The sequence below is a fragment of the Pseudomonas sp. NPDC087615 genome, assembly GCF_044743445.1.
Lineage (GTDB): Bacteria > Pseudomonadota > Gammaproteobacteria > Pseudomonadales > Pseudomonadaceae > Aquipseudomonas > Aquipseudomonas baetica_A.
In genome coordinates this window covers 34,967-57,530 of the sequence record NZ_JBIUWM010000032.1, presented here as the reverse complement: position 1 = coordinate 57,530, position 22,564 = coordinate 34,967, and the positions used below count along the sequence as shown (strand labels likewise).

General features: G+C 59.2%; 23 protein-coding genes, 2 tRNA genes and 1 pseudogene. 13 read left to right on the top strand and 13 right to left on the bottom strand.

Features of this window, described 5'->3' with window-relative positions; translation table 11 throughout:
* Window positions 1–5: 5 nt before the first annotated feature.
* Window positions 6–407 (top strand): type IV pilin protein, encoded by a 402-nt coding sequence (locus ACIOU6_RS17085; protein ID WP_221730090.1) that lies wholly within the window; start codon window positions 6–8, stop codon window positions 405–407.
* A gap of 57 nt (window positions 408–464) precedes the next feature.
* Window positions 465–1,565, top strand: a complete 1,101-nt coding sequence (gene thiO / locus ACIOU6_RS17080) for a glycine oxidase ThiO (protein WP_221730089.1) — start codon at window positions 465–467, stop codon at window positions 1,563–1,565.
* Between the two features lie 125 nt (window positions 1,566–1,690).
* Here thiO and ACIOU6_RS17075 read toward each other — a convergent pair whose 3' ends face one another.
* The 4 genes from ACIOU6_RS17075 to ACIOU6_RS17060 form a co-directional block, all read right to left on the bottom strand.
* The gene (locus tag ACIOU6_RS17075; RefSeq protein ID WP_401138098.1) at window positions 1,691–3,037 is read right to left on the bottom strand and encodes a sigma-54-dependent transcriptional regulator; all 1,347 of its coding nucleotides are present in this window, start codon (window positions 3,035–3,037) and stop codon (window positions 1,691–1,693) included.
* The gene (locus tag ACIOU6_RS17070) at window positions 3,034–4,623 is read right to left on the bottom strand and encodes a sensor histidine kinase (protein WP_401138130.1); all 1,590 of its coding nucleotides are present in this window, start codon (window positions 4,621–4,623) and stop codon (window positions 3,034–3,036) included. The genes ACIOU6_RS17075 and ACIOU6_RS17070 overlap by 4 nt, the downstream gene beginning before the upstream one ends.
* The gene (locus ACIOU6_RS17065) at window positions 4,613–4,855 is read right to left on the bottom strand and encodes a PP0621 family protein (RefSeq protein WP_260455540.1); all 243 of its coding nucleotides are present in this window, start codon (window positions 4,853–4,855) and stop codon (window positions 4,613–4,615) included. The genes ACIOU6_RS17070 and ACIOU6_RS17065 overlap by 11 nt, the downstream gene beginning before the upstream one ends.
* A gap of 125 nt (window positions 4,856–4,980) precedes the next feature.
* Window positions 4,981–5,997: an outer membrane protein assembly factor BamD gene (locus ACIOU6_RS17060; RefSeq protein WP_221730087.1), complete on the bottom strand. Its 1,017-nt coding sequence runs from the start codon at window positions 5,995–5,997 to the stop codon at window positions 4,981–4,983.
* A 151-nt stretch (window positions 5,998–6,148) separates the two neighbouring features.
* Here ACIOU6_RS17060 and rluD point away from each other — a divergent pair, with 151 nt between their 5' ends.
* The 7 genes and pseudogenes from rluD to ACIOU6_RS17025 all read left to right on the top strand — a co-directional run bounded on the left by rluD (window position 6,149) and on the right by ACIOU6_RS17025 (window position 12,772).
* Window positions 6,149–7,111, top strand: coding sequence for a 23S rRNA pseudouridine(1911/1915/1917) synthase RluD (gene rluD, locus ACIOU6_RS17055; RefSeq protein WP_221730086.1), 963 nt, complete (start codon window positions 6,149–6,151; stop codon window positions 7,109–7,111).
* Window positions 7,108–7,830, top strand: a complete 723-nt coding sequence (pgeF, locus tag ACIOU6_RS17050) for a peptidoglycan editing factor PgeF (protein ID WP_221730085.1) — start codon at window positions 7,108–7,110, stop codon at window positions 7,828–7,830. Before rluD ends, pgeF begins: the two co-directional genes overlap by 4 nt.
* Before the next feature lie 130 nt (window positions 7,831–7,960).
* Window positions 7,961–10,525, top strand: coding sequence for an ATP-dependent chaperone ClpB (gene clpB / locus ACIOU6_RS17045; RefSeq protein ID WP_221730084.1), 2,565 nt, complete (start codon window positions 7,961–7,963; stop codon window positions 10,523–10,525).
* A gap of 296 nt (window positions 10,526–10,821) precedes the next feature.
* Window positions 10,822–10,897: transfer RNA gene (locus ACIOU6_RS17040), tRNA-Asn, on the top strand.
* Window positions 10,898–10,906: 9 nt separating this feature from the next.
* Window positions 10,907–10,983, top strand: a tRNA-Pro gene (locus ACIOU6_RS17035).
* A gap of 163 nt (window positions 10,984–11,146) precedes the next feature.
* Window positions 11,147–11,917: pseudogene (locus tag ACIOU6_RS17030) on the top strand (MCP four helix bundle domain-containing protein); the annotation flags it as partial.
* Window positions 11,909–12,772, top strand: a complete 864-nt coding sequence (locus ACIOU6_RS17025) for a methyl-accepting chemotaxis protein (RefSeq protein ID WP_401138127.1) — start codon at window positions 11,909–11,911, stop codon at window positions 12,770–12,772. The pseudogene ACIOU6_RS17030 and the gene ACIOU6_RS17025, both read left to right, overlap by 9 nt.
* 166 nt (window positions 12,773–12,938) lie before the next feature.
* Here the strand turns inward: ACIOU6_RS17025 and ACIOU6_RS17020 are convergent, their stop codons facing one another.
* From ACIOU6_RS17020 to ACIOU6_RS17005, 4 genes are all read right to left on the bottom strand, one after another.
* Window positions 12,939–14,237, bottom strand: coding sequence for an NAD(P)/FAD-dependent oxidoreductase (locus tag ACIOU6_RS17020; protein ID WP_221733554.1), 1,299 nt, complete (start codon window positions 14,235–14,237; stop codon window positions 12,939–12,941).
* Window positions 14,238–14,300: 63 nt separating this feature from the next.
* Complete coding sequence (locus ACIOU6_RS17015) at window positions 14,301–14,474, bottom strand: DUF3094 domain-containing protein (protein WP_007909875.1); 174 nt, start codon at window positions 14,472–14,474, stop codon at window positions 14,301–14,303.
* 51 nt (window positions 14,475–14,525) lie between these two features.
* Complete coding sequence (locus tag ACIOU6_RS17010) at window positions 14,526–15,053, bottom strand: MOSC domain-containing protein (RefSeq protein ID WP_221733555.1); 528 nt, start codon at window positions 15,051–15,053, stop codon at window positions 14,526–14,528.
* Entirely contained in the window at window positions 15,050–15,676 is a 627-nt protein-coding gene (locus ACIOU6_RS17005) for a DUF1780 domain-containing protein (protein WP_003228301.1), read from the bottom strand. The genes ACIOU6_RS17010 and ACIOU6_RS17005 overlap by 4 nt, the downstream gene beginning before the upstream one ends.
* Before the next feature lie 130 nt (window positions 15,677–15,806).
* Between ACIOU6_RS17005 and ACIOU6_RS17000 the strand changes: the two genes are divergently transcribed.
* The 3 genes from ACIOU6_RS17000 to ACIOU6_RS16990 all read left to right on the top strand — a co-directional run bounded on the left by ACIOU6_RS17000 (window position 15,807) and on the right by ACIOU6_RS16990 (window position 17,241).
* A complete protein-coding gene (locus tag ACIOU6_RS17000) occupies window positions 15,807–16,274 on the top strand; it encodes an FAD/FMN-containing dehydrogenase (protein ID WP_401138091.1) in 468 nt (155 codons plus the stop codon).
* Window positions 16,271–16,960, top strand: coding sequence for an energy-coupling factor ABC transporter permease (locus ACIOU6_RS16995; protein ID WP_401138088.1), 690 nt, complete (start codon window positions 16,271–16,273; stop codon window positions 16,958–16,960). Before ACIOU6_RS17000 ends, ACIOU6_RS16995 begins: the two co-directional genes overlap by 4 nt.
* Before the next feature lie 65 nt (window positions 16,961–17,025).
* The gene (locus ACIOU6_RS16990; protein WP_339432783.1) at window positions 17,026–17,241 is read left to right on the top strand and encodes a hypothetical protein; all 216 of its coding nucleotides are present in this window, start codon (window positions 17,026–17,028) and stop codon (window positions 17,239–17,241) included.
* A gap of 6 nt (window positions 17,242–17,247) precedes the next feature.
* Here the strand turns inward: ACIOU6_RS16990 and yacG are convergent, their stop codons facing one another.
* The 5 genes from yacG to pilB are packed head-to-tail and all read right to left on the bottom strand — an operon-like array spanning window position 17,248 to window position 21,859.
* Complete coding sequence (yacG, locus tag ACIOU6_RS16985; RefSeq protein ID WP_221733559.1) at window positions 17,248–17,448, bottom strand: DNA gyrase inhibitor YacG; 201 nt, start codon at window positions 17,446–17,448, stop codon at window positions 17,248–17,250.
* The gene (gene coaE / locus ACIOU6_RS16980) at window positions 17,445–18,068 is read right to left on the bottom strand and encodes a dephospho-CoA kinase (RefSeq protein ID WP_221733560.1); all 624 of its coding nucleotides are present in this window, start codon (window positions 18,066–18,068) and stop codon (window positions 17,445–17,447) included. Before coaE ends, yacG begins: the two co-directional genes overlap by 4 nt.
* Window positions 18,065–18,937: a prepilin peptidase gene (locus ACIOU6_RS16975; RefSeq protein WP_401138083.1), complete on the bottom strand. Its 873-nt coding sequence runs from the start codon at window positions 18,935–18,937 to the stop codon at window positions 18,065–18,067. The genes coaE and ACIOU6_RS16975 overlap by 4 nt, the downstream gene beginning before the upstream one ends.
* A gap of 1 nt (window position 18,938) precedes the next feature.
* Window positions 18,939–20,156, bottom strand: a complete 1,218-nt coding sequence (locus ACIOU6_RS16970) for a type II secretion system F family protein (RefSeq protein WP_221733562.1) — start codon at window positions 20,154–20,156, stop codon at window positions 18,939–18,941.
* Window positions 20,157–20,158: 2 nt separating this feature from the next.
* Window positions 20,159–21,859: a type IV-A pilus assembly ATPase PilB gene (gene pilB, locus ACIOU6_RS16965; RefSeq protein ID WP_221733563.1), complete on the bottom strand. Its 1,701-nt coding sequence runs from the start codon at window positions 21,857–21,859 to the stop codon at window positions 20,159–20,161.
* 226 nt (window positions 21,860–22,085) lie between these two features.
* Between pilB and ACIOU6_RS16960 the strand changes: the two genes are divergently transcribed.
* Entirely contained in the window at window positions 22,086–22,526 is a 441-nt protein-coding gene (locus ACIOU6_RS16960) for a pilin (protein ID WP_221733564.1), read from the top strand.
* Window positions 22,527–22,564: the final 38 nt, after the last annotated feature.

Below are 22,564 nucleotides of genomic sequence, written 5' to 3'. Positions count from 1 at the left end.
GAGGCATGCGCAGATTCAACCGAGGTTTTACCCTGATCGAAATCATGATCGTGATTGCGATCATCGGGATCGTCATCACCATCGGCTATCCAAGCCTCACCGAATACGTGAAAAAGGGCCGCCGCGCCGAGGTGGTATCGCTGCTGTCGGAGCAGGCGCAGACCCTCGAACGTTTCTACACCAAGAACAATGTCTACACCGGCATTACCGGGCTCAGCACAGGCAACGATTTCTACACCGTCACGCCGACCATTGCTGACCAGACCTTCCTGCTGACCGCCACCCGTAAAACGGGCACGGCCATGGCCACCGACAAGTGCGGGGACTTCACCCTCACCAACACCGGTGTCAGAAGCATGAACAACGCGACTACCGGGCTGACCACCAAGGATTGCTGGGGCCGCTGAGGCGCTTTCTTTCGGGCGCCTTTTGCGCCCACTGTCTTTTTTACGGTTGGATCAAACATGACCAGGCAACAGCAAGTGGTGATTGTCGGTGGCGGGGTAATTGGCCTGCTCACCGCCTACAATCTCGCCTCCGAAGTGCGCAGCGTGGTGCTGCTGGATCGCTCGAACGTCGGCCAGGAATCGTCCTGGGCTGGCGGCGGCATTGTTTCTCCGCTGTATCCGTGGCGCTACAGCCCGGCCGTTACCGCGCTGGCGCATTGGTCGCAGGATTTTTATCCACAGCTCGGCGAGCGCTTGTTCGCCGATACCGGGGTTGATCCCCAGGTGCATACCACGGGCTTGTACTGGCTGGATCTCGATGACGAGGCCGAAGCGCTGGCGTGGGCCAAACGGGAAAACCGTCCGCTGCAGGCTGTGGATATCTCGGCTGCCCACGAAGCGGTGCCGGTGCTCGGTGAAGGTTTCTCACGAGCGATCTACATGGCTGATGTGGCCAACGTCAGAAATCCGCGGCTGGTCAAGTCGCTGAAAGCGGCGCTGCTGGCGCTGCCAAACGTGACCATTCACGAACAATGTGAAGTCAGCGGATTTGTTCGCGAGGGTGAGCGAGTCATTGGTGTCGAGACATCCAATGGGCTGATCGCGGGCGATCAAGTGGTTCTGACGGCGGGCGCATGGAGCGGTGATTTGCTCAAGACGCTGGACCTGACGCTGCCGGTCGAGCCGGTCAAAGGCCAGATGATTCTGTACAAGTGCGCAGCGGATTTTCTGCCAAGCATGGTGCTGGCCAAAGGGCGCTATGCGATTCCGCGCCGCGACGGGCATATCCTGATCGGCAGTACGCTGGAGCATGAGGGCTACGACAAGACACCGACCGACGTGGCGCTCGAAAGCCTCAAGGCGTCTGCGATTGAGTTGTTGCCGGCGCTGGCAGATGCCGAAGTGGTCGGGCATTGGGCGGGATTGCGTCCGGGGTCGCCGGAAGGTATTCCCTATATTGGCCGGGTGCCGGGGTTTGATGGGTTGTGGCTCAACTGCGGTCATTACCGCAATGGACTGGTGCTGGCACCGGCGTCGTGCCAGTTGTTTGCCGATGTGATGCTGGGACGGACGCCGATTATTGATCCGGCGCCTTATGCACCTGAAGGCCGCATTTAGTCAGGTATTCGTTGGCGTTTGCGATACCGCTTTCGCGAGCAAGCCCGCTCCCACACGGGGGCTTGCTGTACACACTATTCATGTACACCCTCTAAACCTTTGGGAGCGAGCTTGCGAAGGGGACCTCAATCCAGACCGAGCTTCTTCAGGCGATAGCGCATCGACCGAAACGACAGACTCAAGCGCTGTGCCGCCGCCGTGCGGTTCCAGCGGGTTTCCTCCAGCGCCTGCAAAATCAGTTTGCGCTCGACGTTCTCCAGATAATCCTCAAGATTGTCGATCTGCGTGAGGTCGGCAATGCCGCTCTCGGCCGTGCAATTGCCTTCGCTCAGTCGCAAGTCCCCAACCTCGATCACCTGGTTTTCGCACAATGTGTGCGCTCGTTCGAGGACGTTTTCCAGTTCCCTGACATTCCCCGGAAACCGGTAACTTTTTAGTGCTTCCAAGGCCTGCGGGTGCAAACGTGCCGCCGGTTGGCCGCTGGCGCTGGCCAGGCGCTTGAGCATATGGCTGGCCAACACTTCAATGTCATCGCGCCGTTCGCGCAGAGGCGGCACGCGCAGTTCAATCACGTTTAGCCGGTAATAGAGATCCTGACGAAAGCGCTCGGCTGTAACCTGCGCCTCCAAATCTTTGTGTGTGGCGCAAAGAACCCGCACGTCGACCACGCTTTCCTGCTGGCCGCCGACACTGCGCACGGCTTTCTCCTGAATCGCCCGCAGCAGTTTTACCTGCATCGGCAGAGGCAAGTCCGCCACTTCATCAAGGAATAACGTGCCGCCATGCGCAGCTTGAAACAACCCGGGTTTGTCCTCGACGGCGCCGGTAAAGCTGCCTCTGCGATGACCGAAGAATTCGCTTTCCATCAGCTCCGAAGGAATCGCCCCACAGTTCACTGGCACGAAGGGCTGACTGGCGCGTGGTCCTTGTTCGTGAATCAGTCTTGCGACCAATTCTTTGCCACTACCGGACTCGCCACTGATGTACACCGGCGCCTGGCTGCGGGCGAGTTTGTCGATCTGTTTTCGCAAATTGCGCATCGGTGGCGATTCGCCCAGCAAGCGCCGATCAATCGATGTGCCGAGTCCGCCAGATGCGGGCATGCGCAGGGCAGTGCTGACCAGTTCGCGCAGGCGAGTGAGATCGACAGGTTTGGTGAGAAAGTCGAACGCCCCGGCTTTGAGGGCATTGATCGCCGTTTCCAGGCTGCCGTAGGCGGTAATCATCGCCACCGGCAGTTGCGGGTAACGTTGCTGGATGTGTTGCACCAGTTCCAGCCCCGTACCGTCGGGCAGGCGCATGTCGGTCAGGCACAGGTCGAAGGACTCGTTGTGTAACAGCGTCCGGGCTTCGCTGAAGTTGCGTGCGCTGAGGGTGTCGAGTTTCATCCGTCCCAAGGTGATTTCCAGGAGTTCGCGGATATCCGGTTCGTCGTCGACGATAAGGATTTTTTGCCGTGGGCTCGTGTTCAACTTTGTTTCCGTCCGTGAGCAAAGGTGATGCGAAAGCAGCCGCCGCCTTGGCGTGGTTTGAAGTCTAGGCGCGCTTGGTTGCTTTCGCACAGCTCACGGGACAGATAAAGCCCAAGGCCGGTGCCTTGGCTGCTGGTGGTGAAGAAGGGTTCGAACAGGTGCGCCTGCTCGTCGGGCGGCACGCCGGGGCCGTTGTCCTGCACTTCGAGCGTCGCCAACTGGCTATCGGCGTCGATGAACAGCGCCAGCCAGACCTCGGCCTGATCATGCAGCAAGGCGCTATGACGCCAACCGTTGCGTAACAGATTGTCGAGAATTTGTGTGAGTTGGTTGGGGTCCATCAGGGTGGTGAAGTCCCCCGAGTTGACTCGCAGATGAATCTGCTGGCGCTCGGTGGCCTGTTCGCGGCTTTCGGCGACGAAGCTTTCCAGCCACGGCTTGAGTTCCAGCCGTTGGGGGGCGCTTTGCTGGCGGCGGGACAGTTGCAGGACGTTTTCGATGACTCGGTTCATGCGCTGGGAGTGATCTTGAATAATCTGCGTCAGACGCCTATCCGCGCTGTCGAGTTCCTCGGATTCACCCAATAGCTGCGCGGCATGACTGATGGCACCCAGCGGATTACGAATCTCGTGGGAGATGCCGGCAGTCAAGCGTCCGAGGGCGGCGAGCTTGAGTTGCTGGGCCTGTTGGGCGATCTGCGCCAGATCCTCGAGGAACACCAGTGTTTGCTGGTTCGGACTTTGCTCAAGTGCAATGAAGTTCGGTTGCAACTCCAGACCGTTGCCGGGAATTTTCAGGCTCTGCGGGCGCAGGGTCGGGTTATTCATCCACAGTTGCAGACGATCAACCAGCGCCGGCGAGTAGTCGTCGATCAAATGGCCTTGAAGAGGGGCTTGTGCGAGCAACGTCTGGGCGCTGTGGTTGGCCAGTTGTACCCGCCGTTGTTCGTCGAGCACCAGAATCCCGGTGCGCATGCGCTGCAGGATCAACGCGTTGAGGGCTTCCAGGCCCACCACTTCGCTGGCGCGCTGTTCGGCCAGTGTTTCGCTGACTTCCAAGCGCCGGGCGAGTCCTTGCACCAGCAGAGACGCGGCAAAACACAGTGCGCCGAGAGTGCCGGCCTGCAGGTATTCGTTGGCGTTCAGGGGATGGCTGAAATTCAGTAGAAAACTCAGACCGACAATGCCGAGAGCCCCAATGGCGGCGATCAGCAGACCGATGCGTCGTCGTAGCAAGGTATTGCTGATGGCCACCGAGACAATCAGCAAATTTCCCAGGGCGCTGGCAACGCCACCTGCCGCATAGAACAGGCCGCACAGCAGCAATACGTCGACCAGCGCCAGACTGAACAGTTGTGCGGGGCGGCGGGTGTTTTCCAGAAACACCACGAGCAGAATGTTGAGGATCAGATACAGCCAACTGCCACCGCGCAGCAGATCGTCGTTGGCCGACGTCAACAGACGGTTGTCCATGTTGCTGGAAATCAGCAGCACCAGCGTGATGCCGACACTTAAACGATAAAGATGATAAAGGCGCAGCAGACGCTGAGCCTGTTTGCTGTTGGCGTTGGCGGCCTCAGCGATCACTGGTGCCTGGGCCTTGCTCAAGGTGAGCCTGGCTGCAATACCACTGTTGTTGAACGCTCAGCGCGCGGTCGCGGGGCAGGTGCACGCCACAATGGGCGCAACGCACCATTGGTGAGGCGTCTTGTTCGCGAGGCGAGCGTGGAGATTGTGTGGACGAGGCGGATGCCTTGAATTTGCGCCACAGCCATACCGCAGCAACTATCAGGACGATCCAGAACAATAAACGAAACATAATGAGCGGCTTTCCGACTGATGATCCGGCAGTTTAGCCAAGGACCTGACAAGCGCACAGCCTATTAAAGCGTGGTAATGAAAAAGGGAGATCCGAAGATCTCCCTTTTTGTACATCCGGTGTGATCAGTCGAACACGCCGAAAGTCATGTAGCTGAACCACGAACGGTCGGTGTTGCTCGACTCAGGCTCCGGCTCTTCAATCACGTCGCCGTTTTCGTCTTTAGGTTTGAGCTCGTTCGGGATCGCGTCTTTGGCGTCCTGGAACTGCTTCTGTACGTCCTGGTTGGCGCGGGTCTCGCCTGGCGGCAGCGGTGGACGCGACTCGATCAGACCGAGGGTCGCCTTGCTCAGGAACGAACGGTTGTCGGCTTCGGCGACCGATGGCACGAACTGACCGTCTTGCAGGCTCGGGTGGTTCGGGTAGTTGAGCTTCAGGGTTTCCAGGCTGGTGGCCGCCAGTTCGTCCAGGTGCAGACGCTGATAGGCTTCGGTCATCACCGCCAGGCCGTCACCGACCGATGGGGTTTCCTGGAAGTTCTCCACGACATAACGGCCACGGTTGGCAGCGGCGACGTAGGCCTGACGGGTCAGGTAGTAGTCGGCGACGTGGATTTCGTAGGCCGCCAGCAGGTTGCGCAGGTAAATCATGCGCTGCTTGGCGTCCGGCGCGTAGCGGCTGTTCGGGTAGCGGCTGGTGAGCTGGGCGAACTCGTTGTAAGAGTCGCGGGCAGCGCCTGGGTCACGCTTGGTCATGTCCAGCGGCAGGAAGCGCGCCAGCAGGCCGACGTCCTGGTCGAAAGAAGTCAGACCTTTAAGGTAGTACGCGTAATCCACGTTCGGGTGCTGCGGATGCAAACGAATAAAACGCTCGGCAGCGGACTTTGCAGCTTCCGGCTCGGCGTTTTTATAGTTGGCGTAGATCAGCTCCAGCTGTGCCTGATCGGCGTAACGACCGAACGGATACCGCGACTCCAGAGCCTTCAGCTTGGCTGTGGCGCTGGTGTAGCTGTTGTTGTCCAGGTCAGTCTGAGCCTGCTGATACAGCTCGGCTTCGCTGAGGTTTTCGTCTACGACTTCCTTCGATGAGCAAGCAGCGGTCAATGCGAGGATGGCGATCAGCAGCAGGTGTTTCACTTGCATGGCGGCTTGCGTCCCTATGACGGCCGCTGTCTTGGGCGGGGCCGTCCTGTTATGATGAGCGCCCCGTTGAAAAGCCTCGGGGCAAAAGACGCCGTATTTAACCACAAGCGCGCAGCCGAAACCAAAGGCTGTGCCGACGCCCAGTCAGAGCATGTCCGATAAAATTGAACTTCGCGCAGAGGTGCCGTCCGATTTGGGCGGCCAACGCCTCGATCAAGTCGCCGCCCAACTCTTCGCTGAGCACTCACGCTCGCGCCTATCCGCCTGGATCAAAGAAGGTCACCTGACTGTGGACGGGGCGGTCATCCGCCCTCGCGACATCGTGCATGGCGGTGCCATCCTTGAGCTGACTGCCGAGCAGGAAGCCCAGGGCGAGTGGATCGCCCAGGACATCGAACTCGACATCGTCTATGAAGACGACGACATTCTGGTGATCAACAAGCCTGCGGGCCTGGTGGTGCACCCGGCTGCCGGTCACGCCGATGGCACTTTGCTCAACGCCTTGCTGCACCACGTTCCGGACATTATCAATGTCCCACGCGCTGGTATCGTGCATCGTCTGGACAAGGACACCACCGGTTTGATGGTGGTGGCCAAGACCATTCAGGCGCAGACAAAGCTTGTTGCACAATTGCAGAGCCGCAGCGTTAGCCGGATCTACGAGTGCATCGTGATTGGCGTGGTGACCGCCGGTGGCAAGATCAACGCCCCGATCGGCCGTCACGGCCAGCAGCGCCAGCGCATGGCGGTGATGGAAGGCGGCAAGCCTGCCGTCAGCCACTACCGCGTGCTGGAGCGTTTCCGTTCGCACACCCACGTTCGGGTGAAACTGGAAACCGGCCGTACCCACCAGATCCGCGTCCACATGTCGCACATCAACTTCCCGTTGGTCGGCGACCCGGCGTACGGCGGTCGTTTCCGCATTCCGCCAGCCGCAAACCCGACCATGGTCGAGTCGCTCAAGCACTTCCCGCGTCAGGCCCTGCATGCGCGCTTCCTTGAACTGGATCACCCGACGAGCGGTGAGCGCATGAGCTGGGAATCGCCGCTGCCGGAAGACTTCGTCTGGTTGCTGACCCTGCTCAAGCAGGATCGCGAGGCTTTCGTCGGATGAACTGGCTGACGCCGGACTGGCCTGCGCCGGCCAGCGTCAGGGCCTGTGTCACCACCCGCGAGGGTGGTGTCAGCGAGGCGCCGTTCGACAGCCTCAATCTGGGCGATCATGTTGATGACCGTCCTGAGGCTGTTGCCGAAAATCGTCGGCGTCTGACTGATCACTTCTCTATAAAGCCTGCCTGGTTGCAGCAAGTTCACGGGATTGCCGTGGCGCATGCTGATCCGGGCGTGGTTGCAATGGCTGATGCCAGTTGGACTGCAACCCCCGGTATTGCCTGCACGGCAATGACGGCCGATTGTTTGCCGGCGCTTTTCTGTGATCGCGCCGGCACCCGCGTTGCAGCGGCCCATGCCGGTTGGCGTGGTCTGGCGGCCGGTGTGCTCGAAGCCACGTTGGATACGCTCGATGTCCCGGCACAAGACGTGCTGGTCTGGCTCGGCCCGGCCATCGGCCCGCAAGCGTTTGAAGTTGGCCCGGAAGTGCGGGAGGTCTTTATCGATCAACTGCCCGAAGCGGCGACAGCCTTTGTCCCGAGCCACAATGCGGGCAAGTTCATGGCTGACATCTATAAGCTGGCCCGCCTGCGTCTTGCAGTTCGTGGTGTCACTGCGGTTTACGGTGGCGATTTCTGCACCGTGACCGATCCGCGTTTCTTTTCTTACCGCCGTGCGTCGCGCACTGGTCGCTTTGCCTCCCTGGTTTGGCTCACCCGCTAGACTTGCCTGACCTGCATCAACTCTCCGCCGCTTGAATCTCGCAGAATCGACCGCATCTACAGTGGTATCTGGCAGGTTTCTTTATTCAGGATGGTTTTCAGGTCCGGCCTGCTCAAAAGGAAGGTAACCCATGCGTATAGACCGTTTAACCAGCAAATTACAGTTGGCCTTGTCCGACGCCCAATCGTTGGCTGTCGGCCATGATCATCCGGCTATTGAGCCGGCGCACTTGATGCAGGCCATGCTTGAGCAGCAGGGCGGTTCGATCAAACCCCTGCTGATGCAGGTGGGCTTTGACATCAATAGCTTGCGCAAAGAGCTGACCAAAGAGCTCGATCAATTACCGAAAATCCAGAATCCCACCGGCGACGTCAACATGTCGCAGGACTTGGCGCGTCTGCTCAACCAGGCTGACCGCCTGGCCCAGCAGAAGGGCGACCAGTTCATCTCCAGCGAACTGGTGCTACTCGCCTCGATGGATGAGAACAGCAAGCTCGGCAAGTTGCTGCTTGGCCAAGGCGTGAGCAAGAAAGCGCTGGAGAACGCGATCAACAACCTGCGCGGTGGCGACGCGGTCAACGACGCCAACCACGAGGAGTCGCGTCAGGCGCTGGATAAATACACCGTCGACCTGACCAAGCGTGCCGAAGACGGCAAGCTCGATCCGGTGATCGGTCGTGACGATGAAATTCGTCGCACCATTCAGGTTCTGCAACGCCGTACCAAGAACAACCCGGTGCTGATCGGTGAACCCGGTGTGGGTAAAACCGCGATTGCCGAGGGCCTGGCCCAGCGCATCATCAACGGCGAAGTGCCGGACGGCCTCAAGGGCAAGCGTCTGCTCTCGCTGGATATGGGCGCATTGATTGCCGGTGCCAAGTACCGCGGTGAGTTCGAAGAGCGCCTGAAATCGCTGCTTAACGAGCTGTCGAAGCAGGAAGGGCAGATCATTCTGTTCATCGACGAACTGCACACCATGGTCGGCGCCGGCAAAGGCGAGGGCTCGATGGATGCTGGCAACATGCTCAAACCAGCGCTGGCTCGCGGCGAGTTGCACTGCGTCGGCGCGACCACGCTCAACGAGTACCGCCAATATATAGAGAAGGACGCAGCCCTCGAACGGCGCTTCCAGAAAGTGCTGGTGGATGAGCCAAGTGAAGAAGACACCATCGCGATTCTGCGTGGCCTCAAGGAGCGTTACGAGGTTCACCACAAGGTCGCGATTACTGATGGTGCAATCATTGCGGCGGCCAAGCTTAGCCATCGTTACATCACTGATCGGCAACTGCCGGACAAGGCCATCGACCTGATCGACGAGGCCGCCAGCCGCATCCGTATGGAGATCGACTCCAAGCCGGAAGTGCTGGATCGTCTGGAGCGCCGCCTGATTCAGTTGAAGGTGGAATCGCAAGCACTGAAGAAAGAAAGCGACGAAGCCGCGATGAAACGCCTGGAAAAACTTCAGGAGGAAATTGTCCGGCTTGAGCGTGAGTATTCGGATCTGGAAGAAATCTGGAACTCGGAAAAAGCCGAGGTACAGGGTTCTGCACAGATTCAGCAGAAGATCGAACAGTCCCGTCAGGAGCTGGAAGCGGCGCGCCGTAAAGGCGACCTGAACCGCATGGCCGAGTTGCAGTACGGGGTGATCCCGGATCTGGAGCGCAGCCTGCAAATGGTCGATCAGCACGGCAAGAGCGAAAACCAGTTGCTGCGCAGCAAGGTGACTGAGGAAGAAATCGCTGAAGTCGTGTCGAAGTGGACCGGTATTCCAGTATCGAAAATGCTCGAAGGCGAGCGCGACAAGCTGATGAAGATGGAAAGCCTGTTGCACCAGCGTGTGATCGGCCAGGACGAAGCGGTCGTGGCGGTGGCCAATGCCGTTCGGCGTTCCCGCGCCGGGTTGTCGGACCCGAATCGCCCGAGCGGCTCGTTCATGTTCCTCGGCCCGACCGGTGTCGGTAAAACCGAGCTGTGCAAAGCGCTGGCTGAATTCCTCTTTGATACCGAAGAAGCGATGGTGCGGATCGACATGTCCGAGTTCATGGAGAAACATTCTGTGGCTCGCCTGATCGGTGCACCACCGGGATACGTCGGTTACGAAGAGGGCGGTTATCTGACCGAAGCGGTGCGGCGCAAGCCTTACTCGGTGATCCTGTTGGACGAAGTCGAGAAAGCGCACCCGGATGTGTTCAACATCCTGCTGCAAGTGCTTGAGGATGGTCGCCTGACCGACAGCCACGGCCGTACGGTGGACTTCCGCAATACTGTGATCGTCATGACGTCGAACCTGGGGTCAGTGCAGATTCAGGAGCTGGTGGGTGATCGTGAGGCGCAACGTGCGGCTGTGATGGATGCGCTGACCAGTCACTTCCGTCCGGAGTTCATCAACCGGGTTGACGAAGTGGTGATCTTCGAGCCTTTGGCGCGGGATCAGATCGCGGGCATTACCGAGATTCAGTTGGGCCGTCTGCGCAGTCGTCTGGCCGAGCGCGAATTGAAGCTGGAATTGAGTCCGCAAGCGATGGACAAATTGATTGCCGTCGGTTACGACCCGGTCTATGGCGCGCGACCTTTGAAACGGGCGATTCAGCGCTGGATCGAAAACCCGCTGGCACAATTGATCCTCTCGGGGCATTTCATGCCGGGGGACACGGCAACCGGAACCGTTGCGGACGACGAAATCGTTTTCAACTGAGCCGCAGCGTCAATGAAATAAGGAAGGCCTCGCTTTGCGAGGCCTTTTTTTCGCCAGGCTGTTGAACTCAAAGGAAAAGGCTTGTAAAGTGCGCCCCGCAGTCAGTCACCCACAAGGTTTCAGCTCACTGAGCAGAAATCTGAAATAAGTTGCAAATCATTAACTTGAAAGCGATTTAGGGGGTTGACAGAGGTGATCTAGGTTGTAGAATAGCGCGCCTCAGACACACGAACGCAGCGATGCGAACGAGGGTCTAAGAGCTGTAAGTTTTACCGTTGTAAATTGAAATATGTAGTTCCGTGATAGCTCAGTCGGTAGAGCAAATGACTGTTAATCATTGGGTCCCAGGTTCGAGTCCTGGTCACGGAGCCAATTTCAAACCGGGGTATAGCGCAGTCCGGTAGCGCGCCTGCTTTGGGAGCAGGATGTCAGGAGTTCGAATCCCCTTACCCCGACCATATTAAAAATCCTCTTATCGAAAGATACGGGGATTTTTTTTGTCCTCACGAAAGACAAATCCCTTCAAGTCATCGTACAACTTGCCGATAGCCCGCTAACAAGAGGGGGCTGCCATTGCTTTGCCCCTTGATTCTGACCACTACAAGAATAAGGGCGCTCGTCATGTTGCTTCGTCAGTTGAATATTGCTCCTCGAGCAGCATTGGGCTTTGCCCTGATCGCGGTACTGGTGGCATTGCTTGGGGTGTTTGCGCTCGGACAGATGTCGAGTATTCGCGACAGTGAGGTTGCGGTAGAAAATCAGTGGTTGCCGAGCATTCGCGGCGGAGACGAAATTCGCGAACTGATGTTGCGTATTCGCACCATTTCTTTGCGCATGGCGCTGGATCAGGATCCGAAGAACATCGCCACTTACCGCAGCCAGATGGACATCCGTGACAAAGAGTTGAGCGAGAAAATCGCCGCTTACGACAAACTGGTCACCACCCCCGAAGGCCGGCAGATTTATGATCAGTTCAAAAAGACCTTCGCGGCTTACCGTACCGGCATTGCGCAATCCTTCACCTTTGCAGAGCAGGGCAAGCGGGGTGAGCTGACCAAGCTGCTGCTGGTCGATATGAAAACCGTGGTCGACGGCTCCGGTAAACAGCTCAATGATCTGGCGGATCTGTTCGCCAGACAGGTTGCCGTCGAAAGCCAGAACTCTGCAGCGCACTATGAAACGTCGCGAATGATCGTTAGCGTGTTCATCGCTCTGGCAGCGCTGGCGACTGTCGCTTTGGCGATGTTGCTCACCCGCAGCATCGTGCGCCCGCTAAGTAGCGCTGTCAGCGCCGCGGAGAGTGTGGCGCAAGGGGATCTGACCCGCCCCATCGAGACCCACGGCAACGACGAAGTCAGCCGCTTGCTCAAAGCGTTGGCGACCATGCAGCAAAACCTGCGCGAAACCCTGCAAGGGATCAGCGGTTCGGCCACGCAGTTAGCGACCGCTGCTGACGAGCTCAGTGCGGTGACGCTCGACAGCACACAAGGCCTGCAACAGCAAAACAACGAAATTGAGCAGGCAGCGACGGCTGTGAATGAGATGACCACGGCCGTGGAAGAGGTTGCACGCAACGCGGTGTCGACGTCTGACGCCACCCGGCAATCCAGTGAATCGGCGCATCTGGGGCAAGAGCGGGTCAGTGAAACTGCCAGTGCCATCAATGCGCTGGTCGGCGATGTGCAACACACGGGGGATCTGGTGCAGTCGTTGGCCAACCAATCGCAGGACATTGGCAAAGTGCTGGACGTGATCCGGGCGATTGCCGAGCAGACCAACCTGCTGGCGCTCAATGCGGCCATTGAGGCGGCACGGGCAGGCGAGAGCGGTAGAGGTTTTGCTGTCGTCGCCGATGAGGTGCGAGCGCTGGCTTATCGTACGCAGCAATCGACCCAAGAGATCGAGCAGATGGTGCAAGGCATGCGCAACGGTTCGAGCCTGGCGCTCGATTCGATGCAGGCCAGTGCCGCGCGAGCCACGACCACGCTGACATTGGCTGAGCGTGCGGGTGAGGCGCTACAAACCATCACGTCTTCGGTGCATGAGATCCATGAGCGCAACATGGTGATTGCCAGTGCCGCCGAAGAACAGGCTCAGGTGGCGCGGGAGGTGGATCGCAACCTGGTGAATATTCGCGACCTTTCTGTGCGTTCCGCTGCTGGAGCCGACCAGACCAGCGCTGCCAGTCATGAGTTGTCGCAACTGGCCAATGCCTTGCAGGGCATGGTGCGGCGATTCCAGTTGTAAGTTGGCCGGCGCAAAGAACGGTGGTGAGCTCAGTCAGGCACCTCGTCTTTCGCTCAACACAAACCCCGTGGGAGCGTGCTTGCTCGCGAAAGCGGTCTATTAGCCAGCACATTGGCCGACTGATCCACTGCCTTCGCGAGCATGCCCGCTCCCACAGGTTTTTACATCAATGCAGTTTCAGGCGAGGCTCAGTCCCGCGGCCAATCTTGCTGCCCAGCATCAGCATCGCCGTGCGGAACGGCCCGTACAGCGCCATCTGGTGCATGCGATACAGCGACACGTAAAACATCCGCGCCAGCCAGCCTTCGAGCATCACGCTGCCGGTCAGATTGCCCATCAAGTTACCCACAGCCGAAAAACGCGACAGCGAGATCAGCGAGCCGTAGTCGGTGTATTTGTACTCCGGCAGGGTCTTGCCTTCGATGCGCAGTTTCAGCGATTTGGCCAGCAGCGACGCTTGTTGGTGCGCGGCTTGCGCGCGTGGCGGTACGTTGCGGTCGGAGCCCGGTTGCGGGCACGCGGCGCAGTCACCGAAGGCGAAGATGTTCTCGTCGCGGGTGGTCTGCAGGGTTGGCAGCACCTGCAGTTGATTGATGCGATTGGTTTCCAGTCCGTCGATGTCCTTGAGGAAGCCCGGTGCACGAATGCCGGCTGCCCAGACTTTCAGGCTGGCGTTGATCACGTTGCCGTCGGCGGTGATCAGGCTGTCCGCTGTCACTTCGCTGACTGCGGCGTTGGTCATCACATTGACCCCGAGTTTCTCCAGGGTCTTGTGCACTGGCCCGCTGATGCGTTCTGGCAGGGCAGGCAACACCCGTGGCCCGGCCTCGATCAGGGTGATGTGCATGTTTTCCGGTTTGATCCGGTCCAGCCCGTAAGCCGCCAGTTCATGGGCGGCGTTGTGCAGTTCCGCTGCCAGTTCGACGCCCGTGGCGCCAGCGCCGACGATGGCCACGCTGATCTGCTCGACCACATCGGTTTGCCCGGCGTGCGCACGCAGATAGTGGTTGAGCAGTTGCTGGTGGAAACGCTCGGCTTGTTTGCGGGTGTCGAGGAACAGGCAGTGCTGCGCTGCGCCCTCAGTGCCGAAATCGTTGGTGGTGCTGCCGACGCTGATCACCAGCGAGTCGTACTGCACTTCGCGCGCAGGTACGAGTTCGATGCCGTTTTCGTCATAGGTCGCGGCCAGCTGGATTTTCTTCTGTGTGCGATCCAGCCCGCTCATGCGGCCCAACTGGAACTCGAAGTGGTTCCATTTGGCTTGGGCGACATAGTTGAGTTCGTCTTCGGAAGAGTTCAGCGATCCGGCGGCCACTTCGTGCAACAGCGGTTTCCAGATGTGCGTCAGGTTAGCGTCGACCAGCATCACACTGGCCGTGCCGCGCTTGCCCAGAGTCTTACCCAGACGGGTAGCCAACTCCAGACCGCCGGCGCCGCCGCCGACAATAACAATACGATGGGACATGGGGATAACTCGCAAGGTTTTTAAAGGAAATCGGTGCGGTTACCCGAGCGAGCGCGATGCAGCTCATAGCGTCAGGTAACTGATAAATCGGCTCAGCAGGCCCAGACCAATGGTCACTGCCAGCACCAGCACCAGGAGCATCCACGGCCGGAAAGGCCGGCGCTCGACTCGGTGTTGGGACAGTTGCAGGTACTCTTCGACATGTTTCTGGTCTTCGGGGTTCAGGCGGCTGGTCATAATGGCCTCGTCAGGTAGACGTTGCTGAATGTGCAGAAGCTACAGCGGTTTTCAACCGGGGTTGAACGCAGCATAGCCGCTGTCCGGAACAGGTTCGACGGACACACCGTCGTCGAGGCGAATGATCCCGCTTTGTAACACTCGTGCGGTGATTCCGCCATGCCCGCGCACCGCTTGAAAGGTGCCGGGGCCGAGGTTGTTTTGCAGGCGGGCGCAAGGCTGACACCAGCCCGTTGTCTCGAAAATCGCCTGACCGATGCGAAAGCGTCGGCCCTTGAGGCTGAACAGGTTGATGCCGCTGATAACGAGATTACGCCGCAGATCCTCAGGCTTGACCGGTTGATCGTGCGAGCGCCCCATCAAGGCGCTGATCACGGCGAGATGCTCCCACTGAATCAGCGTCACCTGCCGCGCGTTGCGGATGCCGGGGCGAGCGTGATCGCCAGTCAGTCCGGCTTCCAGCCGCGCTTCCACGGCATCGAGTTCGATCATCGGCCCACGGGATTCTGGTCGCACGCCGATCCAGCGCACACGGCCGGTTTGCGGTACGTCGGCGATCAATTGTTGAAGTGGCGTCACAGGCTGATTCCTACGTCGAAAACGATGCTACGGCCCAGGTTGCTGCGCAGAAAATCCGGTGCATCGGGGTGCGCGAACAACACGCGGGCGAACGTCGGGCCGACGAGGGACAGCGAGCGCCAGCCTTGGCGCAAATATTCGGTGGGGGGCGGAAAGTGGCTGTTGAGGTCCAGAACCTCACGCTTGAGGCTGGCGAAAGCGATGATGTCCAGTTCGCCCAGATCCATGCCGCGCTCCTTGTAGTTGTGGGCTTTCTTGCGCAAGGTCGGCGCCAGTCTGAGCAGAAATTCATTGGCCGGAATCCGTCGCGGCTTGGCTTCGCGGCGCACCAGTTGGCTGAGGGAGAACGCACTGCGCCGGCGCTGCAATTCGTCGCGCCATTCATCGTTGAGTCGCCGCCCTTCATCCAGAACGAAGAACACCTCGAAATTGGCATCACGAAACAACACGTCCGGCGGCTCGCCGGCCGGGGCGAACTCGTCGGCGCGGTAGGGAATGTTGAGGCCTTGCAGCAGGCGCTGGCAGACCCAACGCTCACGCTCCCATTTGCGGGCATTGGACAGGAACGCGTTGGCTTGCTCGGCCGCGATGGTCAGCAGGCGTAAATAATCTGAGTCATCCATAGGCCCAAGCTTAGCGTTCAAATGCGACAAGCAGAAAGCCTTGCGTGGCAAAGTGCGTCAGTGGGCAGTCTGGATGGGCGGTGTAGACTGACGGAAATCGTCCATTGAACGTAAACCGAGGGGATTGAACGTGAAATCACGCTGGTTACTGTTGTTCGCTCTTGTTCCGCTGTTGGCTCATGCGCTCGATACCGGCGAGCAACTCGCCCCCTGGACGTTGCTGGATCAGAACGATCAGGCATACACACTCGACAACACGACCACGACGCTGCTGGTGGCCCGTGACATGGAGGGCGCCAAGCTGATCAAGGAAGCGCTGAAGGATCAGCCCAAGGGCTATCTGGAGGCGCGTCACGCGGTGTTCGTTGCCGACATCCAGCGCATGCCGACGCTGATTGCCAAGATGTTCGCTGTGCCCGCCATGCGTGACTACAGCTATCGGGTCATGCTCGACCGCGAGGGTCGCGTCACGTCACGCTACCCCGGCGCAGAAGGTCAGGTGTTGTGGCTGCAACTGAAGGATGGCCGATTGCTTGAACAGCATGAATATGCCGACGCCGCCGGACTGCGTGAGGCGCTGGAGAACGCGCGGCCATGATCGGCGCCGAGGTGCTGTCGACTGAAAGCCTGGTACTGGGCTGGCTGATTTATTCGCCGGTGCTGCTCTGGGCGATCTTTCGCGCACCTTGGGTCGAATTGTTCAGCGACCGCCGCCGTCAGCATTTGCTGTTCGGCACGGTGTTCGCGCTGTTTCTGTTGTGGTTGGTGCGCAGGGATTTTGACACGGGAGTGTCTTATCACTTCATCGGCATGACAGCGGTGACGTTGCTGCTGGACTGGCCGCTGGCGGTTGTCGGCGGGCTAGTGGCGCAAGTCGGCCTGGTGCTGCTCGGACGTCAGGACCTCGCAGCGCTTGGGGTCAACGGCTCACTGTTCATATTGCTGCCCGTGCTGGTCACTGAGTGCGTGGCGATCCTCGTCGAGCGTGCGCAACCGCGTAATCCATTTGTTTACATCTTCTGTTCCGGGTTTCTGGCGGCGGCATTGTCGGCGTTGATGTGCCTGCTGTTCAGTCTGACGTTGCTCTGGTACGACGGCCTCTTTGCCATGCCAGAGTGGCTGGAGGACTTCATTGGCTACGTGTGGCTGATCATCTTTCCCGAAGCATTCATCAACGGCATGGTCATCAGTGCGCTGGTGGTGTTCTGCCCGGAATGGCTGGAGACATTCAACCGCACCCGCTACCTTTCGGCGCCGTGGAAGGACGACGATCCCAAATCTTGATCCATATCAAACCCACCACACGCGGGAAATTTCATGCTCGTGCAAATCCCTTCAGGAGCAGCAGCATGAGTGTTTACGAGTGGGCAAGACAGGAGACCCGGCAGAGTCTGGAGATGGCGCAGGAGGTGGGGTTCGATCCGGGTTTGAGCCTGCGCGCCTTGCTCAGCGCAGTGGTGCAACAGAGCAAGACCGTGCGCAACGCCGAAGACCTGGCCGACGAGTTGCGCTTTTTGGCGCAGAACCTCGACGACGATCAGGACTACGGTTTCATGCGGCCCTGAACGGGATCAGTGACGCGGGTCGAAGTCACCGGAAAACAGTTCATCTTCGGCATCCGGGGCGACCGGAATCTTGTGTTCTTCGGATGCCCAGGCGCCGAGGTCGATCAGTTTGCAGCGATCGGAACAGAACGGCCGAAACGTGTTCTCAGGCGTGAATTCAACGGGCGCGCCGCAAGTTGGGCATTCTACGGTTGGGATCTGGCTCATGATTGGCCTCCACTTAAAGTCAGGTAAAAGTCATGCAGACGCTCGACCTCGCTGTGCAGCCAGGCGAGGTCGCGGTCGTTGACCACCACGTCGTCGGCACGGCTCACGCGGTCTTCGCGGCTCGACTGGGCCTTGAGGATCGCCTGAACCTGCTGTTCGCTGGTCTGGTCACGCTGCAAGGTGCGTTCGATTTGCAGTTGTTGCGGGGCGTCGATCACCAGAATGCGCTGTGTCATCGCGTATTGCCCGGATTCGATCAACAACGGCGAAACCAGAATCGCGTAGGGCGATTTTGCCAGCGCTAAATGATGGGCGATTTCCTCGGCGATCAACGGATGGAGCAGGGCTTCGAGCCAGCGGCGTTCTTCGGGGACTTCGAAGATCAGCTTGCGCAGGGCGGCGCGATCCAGCGTTCCATCAGCCTGTAGCACGCCAGCACCGAAGTGCTCGGCAATCTTCGCCAGCGCCGGGCGCCCTGGTTCAACTACCCAGCGCGCCGCGTGATCGGCGTCGACCACATGGATGCCGAGGTCGATGAAGTGCTGGGCCGCGGCGCTTTTGCCGCTGCCGATGCCACCGGTCAGGCCGAGAATCCAGGTTTTTTCCACAGGGGTATTCATTTCAAACCGACAAACTGCCAATAGAAGTCGGTTATTTGACCACCCCAGAGCAAGGCAATCCAGCCGGCAATTGCCAGATAGGGTCCAAAGGGGATCGGCGTCGAGGTTTTCTGCTGACGCAGACGCAGCAAAATCACGCCGATGATTGCGCCCACCAGCGATGACAACAGAATCGTCAACGGCAGAATCTGCCAGCCACCCCACGCTCCGAGCAACGCCAATAGCTTGAAATCACCGTGACCGATACCGTCCTTGCCGGTGATCAGCTTGAACAGCCAGAACACCGACCACAACGCCATATACCCGGCCACCGCCCCCCACAGCGCATCGTGCAACGGCACGAACAGCCCGAAGCTGTTGACGATCAACCCAAGCCACAGCAGCGGCAAAACCAGTACATCGGGGAGCAGTTGATGCTCGGTGTCGATCAGACTCATCGCCAGCAAGCCCCAGGTCAGAAAGATCAACAGGCACGCCGGCCAGCCAAAACCCAGATGCAAAGCGATGAATGCCGAGAGCAGGGCGCAGGCCAGTTCGGTCAGCGGATAGCGTTTGCTGATCGGCGCGGCGCACGCAGAGCAGCGTCCGCGCAGCCACAGATAGCTGAGCAGCGGAATGTTCTCCCACGGGCGAATTCGATGAGCGCAATGCGGGCACTCGGAGTGAGGCAGCATCAGGTTGTAAGTCGGCAGCGACGTTTCGCCGGGCAGGCCGAGTACATCCTGAGCCTGCTGGCGCCAATCACGCTCGAGCATTTTCGGCAGGCGCCAGATCAGCACATTGAGGAAGCTGCCGACCACCAGCCCGAGCAGCAGCGCAGTGAAAACAAAGGCCAGCGGATACAGGGCAAACAGTTCGTCGATAGGCATGTCAGATCGCTGAGCCGAGTTGGAAAATTGGCAAGTACATGGCCACCACCAGACCGCCGACGATTACCCCGAGCACCACCATGATGAACGGCTCCATGAGGCTGGTGAGGTTGTCGACCATGTTGTCCACTTCGTCCTCGTAAAACCCCGCGACCTTGGCGAGCATGTCGTCCAGTGCGCCGGACTCTTCGCCGATCGCGGTCATCTGCACCGCCATGCTTGGAAAGACGCCCGTGGCGCGCATCGAAAAATTCAGCTGCATGCCGGTAGAAACGTCCTGACGGATCCGCAGCACCGCACGCTTGAACACCACGTTGCCGGTGGCGCCTGCAACCGATTCGAGGGCTTCCACCAGCGGCACGCCCGCAGCAAATGTGGTTGACAGTGTTCGGGCGAAACGCGCAACGGCGGATTTGTACATCATCGTGCCGACCAAGGGCAGCTTCAGCAGCCAGGTGTCTCGACGGTCACGCAACCCCTGGGATTTTTTCAGCGCATGGCGGGTGCCGAACACCGCCGCCACCAGTGCGCCGAGTACCGCCCACCACCACTGCTGCATGAATTCCGAGAGGTTGATCACCATCAGGGTGAAGGCCGGCAGTTCGGCGCCGAAGCCTGCGAACACCGACTGAAATTGCGGTACCACCTTCACCAGCAGGATCCCGGTCACGACCCCCGCCACCAACACCACGGCGGTCGGATAGGTCATGGCCTTCTTGATCTTGGCTTTCAGGCTTTCGCTTTTTTCTTTATAGGTCGCGACGCGTTCGAGCAAGGTGTCGAGGGCGCCGGACTGCTCGCCGGCGTCCACCAGGTTGCAATACAACTCGTCAAAATATTGCGGCTTTTTGCGCAGGGCGTTGGCGAAACTGTTGCCCGCAGCGACTTCCTGTTTCACGTCGTCGACCAGTTTGCGCATGGCCGGGTTTTCAAAGCCCTCGCCGATGATGTCGAACGATTGCAGCAGAGGGACGCCGGCCTTCATCATGGTTGCCATTTGCCGGGTGAACAGGGCGATGTCCCGGGCCTTGATGCGGTTGCCGAAACTCAGCAGGACAGCTGATTTCTTGCGCACCTTCCCGGGGTTGATACCTTGCTTGCGCAATTGTGCCTTGATCAGCGCGGGATTCTGTCCACTCAATTCGCCGGTGATCTTGCTGCCTTTCCTGTCCGTGCCTTCCCAGGCGTAGACGCTGATTTTCGCTGCCTTGCCCGCCATGTTCAGTCCTTGGTGACCCGGTTGATTTCTTCAAGGCTGGTGATGCCTTGCATGGCCTTGTGCAAGCCTGAGGTGCGCAGGTCGTCGAAGCCGTCACGGCGCATCTGGCTGTCGATTTCCAGCGAGTTGCCTTCGGCCATGATCAGCCGTTGCAGCTCCGGTGTGTTTTTCACCACTTCATAAATCCCCACACGCCCCTTGTAACCGCCGTTGCAATGATCGCAACCGACCGGCTCGTAGATCGTGAAACTGCCAATGCGTTCCTCGGGGAAGCCTTCCTTGATCAGCGTTTCGCGCGGGATCTCGATGGGTTTCTTGCAGTGGCTGCACAACTTGCGCGCCAGCCGTTGCGCAATGATCAGGCTGACCGAGGTGGCGATGTTGAAACCGGGGATGCCCATGTTGTGCAGGCGGGTCAGGGTTTCGGCTGCGCTGTTGGTGTGCAGCGTGGACAGCACGAGGTGGCCGGTCTGCGCAGCCTTGATCGCGATTTCAGCGGTTTCCAGATCGCGGATCTCGCCGACCATGATCACGTCCGGGTCCTGACGCAGAAACGAACGCAGGGCCTGGGCGAAATCCAGCCCTTGTTTCGGATTGACGTTGACCTGATTGATGCCTTCCATGTTGATCTCCACCGGGTCTTCGGCGGTGGAAATATTGATGTCGACGGTGTTGAGGATGTTCAGGCCGGTATACAGCGATACGGTTTTACCCGAGCCGGTAGGGCCGGTGACCAGAATCATCCCTTGCGGCTGTTTGAGCGCGGCCATGTACAGGTCTTTTTGCGCCGGCTCGTAGCCGAGGGCATCGATCCCGATCTGCGCGCTGGACGGGTCGAGAATCCGGATCACCACTTTTTCGCCCCACAGAGTGGGCAGGGTGTTGACCCGGAAATCGATCGACTTGCTCTTCGACAGGCGCATTTTGATTCGCCCGTCCTGGGGTTTACGGCGCTCCGAGATATCGAGGCTGGCCATGACTTTCAGGCGTGCGGCGATGCGCCCGGCCAGTTGAATGGGTGGTTTGGCCACTTCGCGCAGAATGCCGTCGGTGCGTACCCGTACCCGATAGTTTTTCTCGTAGGGCTCGAAGTGCAAGTCGGAAGAGCCGCTCTTGATCGCATCGAGCAGCATCTTGTGGACGAAACGCACCACTGGCGCATCGTCGACATCGAGTCCGCCGATGGCGTCCTGATTGCTGTCATCGATGGCTTCGACATCGAGACCGTCGAGATCGACATCGGCCATGTCTTCAAGGCCTGAGGTGTGGGTGTCGAAGAATTTTTCGATGGCGTCGGTGAGCTTGTCGTCCTCCACCAGAATGGCTTCGGTGCTCAGGCCAGTGCTGAACTGGATGTCATTGATCGCTTGATGATTGCTCGGGTCGGAAATGCCCACGAACAGTTTGTTGCCGCGACGCCACAAGGGCAGGGCGTGGTGCTGGCGCACCAGTTTTTCACTGACCAGGTCTTTGGGCTGGGTTTCCTTGTCCAGGCAATTGAGATCAAGGAACGCCATACCGAAGTGCTCCGAGGCGATCTCGGCCACCTGAGCGCTTTTCAGCAGTTTGTTCTGTACCAGATAAGTGACCAGCGACAGCCTATCGCGCTGGGCCTGTTGCCAGGCTTGCTGGGCGCTTTTTTCCGTCAGCAGTTCGGCCTGCACCAATTGCTTGGCCAGACCGCTCAGAGCGATGTCATTCATGGGGATTCCGCGCACTTGCCGTTCATGACTTATAGCCTAGTCAAGTGACAGCGCCAAACACGGCCCATGCAGGTGACAAAAAGTGTCAGATAGTGCGGTTACAGGTTGTAGGAAACCGCGCCGCCCGCTGCTCGCGCCCAGTCAGCAGGGCTTTATGGCGATTGGCATGGGCTATGCTCAGTCCTTCTCAGATCATGAGATTTCGACTCATGCATGGAGCGTGTCTATGAAAAAACAACAAGGTTTTACGCTGATCGAACTGCTGATCGTGGTGGCGATCATCGGCATTCTGGCGACCATCGCGTTGCCGCAGTATTCGAAATATCAGGCACGGTCGAAAGTGACGGCGGGGTTGGCGGAAATCAGTGCTCTGAAAGTCCCTTTCGAAGACACCATCAATCAAGGTACTGATCCGTCACTGACGAACGTCGCCGGCAGTGCCACGGCCACCACCTCCAACTGCACGCTGGCCGCTTCGGGTACAGCGTCCACAGGCGCTGGCACCATCACCTGTACTTTGGTGAACGCGCCGGGGCCCGTGTTGGGTAAAATCATCACATTGACCCGCACTGGCGCTGCAACGGGCAGTACCTCTGGCACTTGGAGTTGTGCGTCCACGGTCAATCCCGACTACGCGCCTAAAGGTTGCCCGGGCAGCGGTGCCTGAGGCGTTCAACGGCGTCACGGAATGCCCCGCACAGCGGG